Origin of the sequence: Yersinia massiliensis CCUG 53443 (assembly GCF_000312485.1) — a bacterium.
In the GTDB taxonomy this organism is placed as follows: domain Bacteria; phylum Pseudomonadota; class Gammaproteobacteria; order Enterobacterales; family Enterobacteriaceae; genus Yersinia; species Yersinia massiliensis.
Window position 1 is genome coordinate 345654 of the sequence record NZ_HE997644.1, and the last position, 6026, is coordinate 351679.

The window sequence follows — 6026 nt, forward strand, 5'->3', positions numbered from 1 at the left end:
ATTTATAAATTCTAGGCTAATTATTCACTCGTAAAAAGTCGTTTTTATAGCAACAAATACTCGGAATAACCGATTAATTAATCCCATAGTTCACGTTTATGAGGAAAAAGTCAGTGCGTGTTATGGAATGCAAAGCTGCAAGTTATAGGATAGCTCTTGGCACTGATGGAAAACTGATTTGATTTAGGAAAAGAAAAAGCCCATACGTTGTTTCTTATGGGCTTAAGCAAACTGACATCTAACATTCTACGTGATCATCTCCCTATCATTAACGAGCGACTGCTTCAACAATCGTTAAATAAGTACCGGTATCTATAATGCGGTTTATTTTTAAGTCGGCGTTTGCAAGCAAACCTTTCAACTCATCTTCTGTGCGCTCTCTCCCACCGTCAAAGCTCCCTAACATCAGGATATCCATACTTTTACCGAAATGAGGTTTGTTATCTTCTTGAATAAGAGTGTCCATGATCAACACTTTGCCATTGGGTTGCATAGCCTTACGGCAACAACGAAGTATTTCTGTCGCTTTCTCATCTGGCCAATCATGAACAATATATTTCAGCATATAAATGTCAGCCTGAGGAAGGGATTCGAAGAAACTGCCCGGCTGAAGTTCCCAGCGCGAATCATCCCCAAGTTCGCCAAGACGAGCTCTGGCCAAAACTGGATCCCTATCAAATAAAATGCCATGAAGTGTAGGGTTCGCCTGTAACACTCGAAGCAACAATCCTCCCATCCCCCCCGCCACATCAACCACGGTCGCATTTTGTGGGAAATCATAACTACGCACCAAACAAGGATTTTCGACTTCGGACATTGATGACATGCCAGCGTGGAAATCATTTTCGTCGGTGTGATTCTCGGGTCGTGACCAATACTCGAAGAACGATGTATTAAAAATTTTCTTAAAGGCAGAGTGACCGCGAACACTTTCAGTGATAATGCCCGCAGGGCGCCAAAATGTTTCATCAGTCAACATCATTGCGGCTGCACGCAACGAATAAGGAGAGGATTTACACAGGCATTCGGCCGCTGGAGTGAGGGCAAATTGTTGCCCTTCAATTTCTTTGAAGACATCGCGAGTAGCCAGGAGACGCATAACCCGATGTAGCGGGAGTGCATCGACACCCAATTCCTTTGCAAGCTCCTTCGCTGTTTTTGGCCCACTTAGAAGATGATCAGCCACGCCTAGAACCGCCACCGCACGAAGTGACGCCTGATAGCTGTAACCCATGATTAAGTCCATTAAGTACAATGCTGCTGTTTCATTTTTATGCGCAAAACTCTTATTAATTACCATTATAATAATACCTCAACTTGAATATTAAATAAGCGTGATAATCGATGATGCGAACGAAGGATCCCCCTGTTGAAGGTAGACACAGGTAGATATATGTTCGGCACCTAATTATTACTCGAATGAAAAACAACTCAAATTTATATTAATTATAATAATTAATTGATTGTGTTTTTTTATTTACATTCATGTGTCAGTATTTTAATTGCAATTAAAAATACAAAAGACAGCAATTCAATCCATTGATTTAACTGATAAAATATCTCACGAAATCAATTAACAACAAATTAGATAATTAGCAAACTCATAAACACCCATCTTGTCACCTATAAACAATAATGAATAAAATTATTAACACATCAATTAATTGAAAAATAAATAACGATACAATCGCAAAACTGTATTATATGAAAACCAAGTGATATTTAACCAGATGAAATCAATTAATTACAAATAATTGGTATGAGAATTAGATCTAATCTAACGTTATTATCCAATAAAATTACTCTATTAAAAATGAAATGAAGTCGCTAAATATTACCTATTCACCCTATTTACAGAGCCATTTATCATTAAAAATGATTTGTCACTTATGTCATTGCATTGCATGAGCTACTGCCGTATACAGTGGCAAGAGATCATGACAAGCAACGCTTTTGAATTCATTATATCCTTGGCGCAAAGAGTCAATGTCAGCTATAAAGCACAATGCCGATCAACCTAGGATCTATGAACTGATCCTAAATTGACCGGCATCGTATTTTTACTGGCCTAACCCGTATTTTGGTTAAGCTATTCGTTGGCGGATTAAATCTAACGAGTCAGATCGTCGAAGAATTTTTTCACGCCATCTAGAAAGCTTTTAGAGCGGGGGCTATTCTTCTCACCCGCAGCACCCACAAAACTTTCTTCAAGTTCACGCAGTAATTGCTTCTGCTTTTCACTCAGATGAACAGGTGTTTCCACGACAACGCGACAAAGCAAGTCACCTTGACTCCCGCCACGTACGGATTTAACACCTTTACCGCGCATACGGAATAATTTACCCGTTTGAGTTTCTGCTGGTACTTTCAGCTTAACGCGGCCATCCAGCGTTGGCACTTCAATCTCGCCACCCAAGGCTGCCATTGCGAAGTTAATTGGCACTTCACAATACAAGTTATTGCCTTCACGCTCGAATATTGGGTGCGCTTTGACTTGTACTTGAACGTATAAATCGCCTGCTGGTGCACCGTGCTCACCTGCTTCACCTTCGCCCGATAAGCGAATGCGGTCACCGGTATCAACGCCTGCTGGGATCTTAACCGACAGTGTTTTTGACTTCTCAACTCGGCCATGCCCATGACACTTGTTACACGGGTCTTTAATGATCTGACCGCTACCATGGCAAGTAGGACATGCCTGCTGAACGGTAAAGAACCCTTGGCGCATATGTACCTGACCAGCACCACGGCAAGTCGAACATGTGACTGGCGAACTACCTGGTTTTGCACCGCTACCATGGCAGACATCACACTCGTTCAGTGTCGGGATACGGATTTCTTTGGTTACACCACGTACGGCTTCTTCCAAAGTCAGATCCATGTTGTAACGTAGATCCGAACCACGAGATGCACGCTGACGGCGTCCACCGCCAAAAATATCCCCGAAAACGTCGCCAAAGATATCGCTAAAATCAGCGCCGCCGCCACCAAAACCACCGCCCCCCATACCACCTTGTTCGAAGGCGGCATGACCATACTGATCGTATGCAGCACGCTTTTGTGGGTCAGTCAGAATTTCGTAGGCTTCTTTAACTTCCTTGAAGTTCTCGCCGGTATCGTTCTCGTCCTGATTACGGTCCGGATGATACTTTACTGCTAGGCGTTTATAGGCCTTTTTGATCTCACGTTCATCGGCGTCCTTTTTAACGCCCAAAACCTCGTAATAATCTCGCTTCGCCATTCTCTTTTTTTCCTACCCTTAACATGCGTGCACGGGCGTAGAGTTTCCTCGACGCCCGTGCTGGTTTCCAGCAACAGTAAGGCCTACCACTGCTGTGCCCGCTTAAGGGCGATTATTTTTTGTCTTTCACTTCTTCGAATTCGGCGTCTACAACGTCGTCTTCTTTCTTAGCACTGGTGTCACCAGCTTCACCGCCTGCGGCTGCTTGCTGCTGCTGTGCCATTTCCAGCAATTTGCCAGAAACCTGCACCAGAGCCTGAGTTTTCGCTTCGATTTCAGCTTTATCTTCGCCTTTCAGCGCTGCTTCTAACGCTTTCATAGCCTCTTCGATAGCTGTTTTGTCTTCTGCTGGCAGTTTGTCACCGGCTTCTTCCAACTGCTTACGTGTACCATGAATCAAGTGGTCAGCTTGGTTACGAGTCTGAACCAACTCTTCAAACTTACGGTCAGCTTCAGCGTTAGCTTCAGCATCGCGTACCATTTTTTGGATTTCTTCCTCGTTCAAACCAGAAGATGCCTTGATGGTAATCTTCTGTTCGCGGCCGGTCGTTTTGTCTTTAGCAGACACATGCAAAATACCATCGGCATCGATATCGAAGGTCACTTCGATTTGTGCCGTACCACGAGGTGCCGCCTGAATCCCATCCAGATTGAACTGACCCAGAGACTTGTTATCCTGTGCACGTTTACGCTCACCCTGCAGCACATGGATGGTTACTGCAGATTGGTTGTCTTCTGCAGTAGAGAACACTTGGCTGTGCTTAGTTGGGATAGTGGTGTTTTTGGTGATAAGCGGAGTCATCACACCACCCATGGTTTCGATACCCAGTGACAATGGAGTCACGTCCAGCAACAGGACGTCTTTCACTTCACCAGACAGAACACCACCCTGCACTGCCGCACCAATCGCTACAGCTTCATCTGGGTTAACGTCTTTACGTGGTTCTTTGCCGAAGAAATCAGCAACTTTCTTTTGAACCATTGGCATACGGGTCTGACCACCGACCAAGATAACGTCTTGGATATCGGAAACAGACAGCCCAGCGTCTTGCAATGCGACTTTCAGTGGTTCAATAGAACGGTTAACCAAATCTTCAACCAGTGACTCCAATTTCGCACGAGTCACTTTGATGTTCATGTGTTTTGGACCGCTGCCATCAGCCGTAATATACGGCAGGTTGACGTCAGTCTGCTGAGCTGAAGACAGCTCAATTTTTGCTTTCTCAGCGGCTTCTTTCAGGCGCTGCATTGCCAGCGGATCAGTACGCAGATCCATACCTTGGTCTTTCTTGAACTCATCAACCAGATAGTTGATCAAGCGGCTATCGAAGTCTTCACCACCCAAGTGTGTATCACCGTTGGTCGCCAGAACTTCGAAAGTTTTTTCGCCGTCTACATCATCGATCTCGATAATAGAGATATCGAAAGTACCACCACCGAGGTCATAAACCGCGATAGTACGGTTGCCGACTTCTTTATCCAGACCATAGGCCAATGCTGCAGCAGTTGGTTCGTTGATGATACGTTTTACTTCTAAGCCTGCGATACGGCCAGCATCTTTGGTTGCCTGACGCTGAGCATCGTTGAAGTAAGCAGGAACAGTGATAACGGCTTCAGTGACAGGTTCACCCAAGAAATCTTCAGCCGTTTTCTTCATTTTTTTCAGTACTTCCGCAGAAATCTGCGGTGGTGCCACTTTCTGGCCTTTTACTTCAACCCAAGCGTCGCCATTGTCAGCTGCCACGATTTTGTACGGCATGATATCTTTATCACGCTGCGCTTCTTCATCTTGGAAACGACGGCCAATCAAACGCTTGATAGCAAACAGTGTGTTTTGTGGGTTAGTAATAGCCTGACGCTTAGCAGGTTGACCAACCAGAATTTCACCATCTTGGGTATAAGCGATGATAGAAGGTGTAGTGCGGTCACCTTCGCTGTTCTCCAGCACACGCGCTTTTACGCCATCCATAATCGCTACACAAGAGTTGGTAGTACCCAAGTCGATACCAATAATTTTACCCATCTAAAACGCCTCCACTAAAAAGTCATATTCGGTCAAGTTACTAATCTATATGTGGGCGGATTACTTCTTTTCAACTGCCCGTATTTTCTTAATCAATGTTTTCATGCTCAAAACTGAGTAAGTGCACGTCCGCGCTGATCCACGATTAGCCCTGCGGTTGGGAATAAGATGGGGCCACGAAACGCTGCATCAAGGGGGAAGATGAAAAAAAATTACTTTTTATTACCCTCCAGATCATTGTTTCCAATCGCGGGGATCATTATGATGCCGCGCGCACTTGGATAATCGACGACTTTTTGGTCATTCCGGCGCTGTATACATATTCGGATAATGATACCCAAAACACTTGGGACTGTCGGTGAGTTGTCTACTCATCATTGGCAGTGTCGAACTGGAAGGGTATGTCCATTTTTTAGCATTCTGTTAGTGACAGAGGACTTATGAACACCACCAAGTTGGCGAATCCTGGCCCATTAGGCCTTATGGGCTTTGGGATGACTACCGTCTTGCTTAACCTGCATAACGCAGGCTTCTTTCCCTTAACTTCTGTGATTCTGAGTATGGGGATTTTTTACGGCGGCCTGGCACAAATTTTAGCCGGTATGTTGGAATACAAGAAGGGTAATACCTTTGCAGCAACTGCATTTACTTCTTACGGCGCATTCTGGCTGAGCCTTGTTGGTTTGCTGATGCTGCCTAAGATGGGTCTGGCCGAAGCAACCGATGCACAGTTCTTGGGTGTCTATTTAGGCTTGTGGGGTA

General features: G+C 44.8%; 4 protein-coding genes. 1 reads left to right on the plus strand and 3 read right to left on the minus strand.

The window, feature by feature from the left end:
• Window positions 1–268: 268 nt before the first annotated feature.
• The 3 genes from BN68_RS10575 to dnaK form a co-directional block, all read right to left on the minus strand.
• Window positions 269–1300: a methyltransferase gene (locus BN68_RS10575; RefSeq protein WP_019211139.1), complete on the minus strand. Its 1032-nt coding sequence runs from the start codon at window positions 1298–1300 to the stop codon at window positions 269–271.
• An 810-nt stretch (window positions 1301–2110) separates the two neighbouring features.
• Window positions 2111–3241, minus strand: coding sequence for a molecular chaperone DnaJ (gene dnaJ / locus BN68_RS10580; protein ID WP_019211140.1), 1131 nt, complete (start codon window positions 3239–3241; stop codon window positions 2111–2113).
• A 112-nt stretch (window positions 3242–3353) separates the two neighbouring features.
• Window positions 3354–5264 carry a molecular chaperone DnaK gene (gene dnaK, locus BN68_RS10585; protein WP_019211141.1) on the minus strand — a complete coding sequence of 637 codons (1911 nt, stop codon included), beginning with the start codon at window positions 5262–5264 and terminating at the stop codon, window positions 3354–3356.
• 440 nt (window positions 5265–5704) lie between these two features.
• On the opposite strand from dnaK, the gene BN68_RS10590 reads away from it, so the two are divergent.
• Window positions 5705–6026: acetate uptake transporter (locus BN68_RS10590; protein ID WP_019211142.1), on the plus strand; the 322-nt coding region annotated here is incomplete at its 3' end.

Coding starts and splice junctions, on each gene's coding strand:
- dnaK (WP_019211141.1), bottom strand. CDS start 5,264: ATGGGTAAAATTATTGGTATCGACTTGGGTACTACCAACTCTTGTGTA.
- BN68_RS10575 (WP_019211139.1), bottom strand. CDS start 1,300: ATGGTAATTAATAAGAGTTTTGCGCATAAAAATGAAACAGCAGCATTG.
- dnaJ (WP_019211140.1), bottom strand. CDS start 3,241: ATGGCGAAGCGAGATTATTACGAGGTTTTGGGCGTTAAAAAGGACGCC.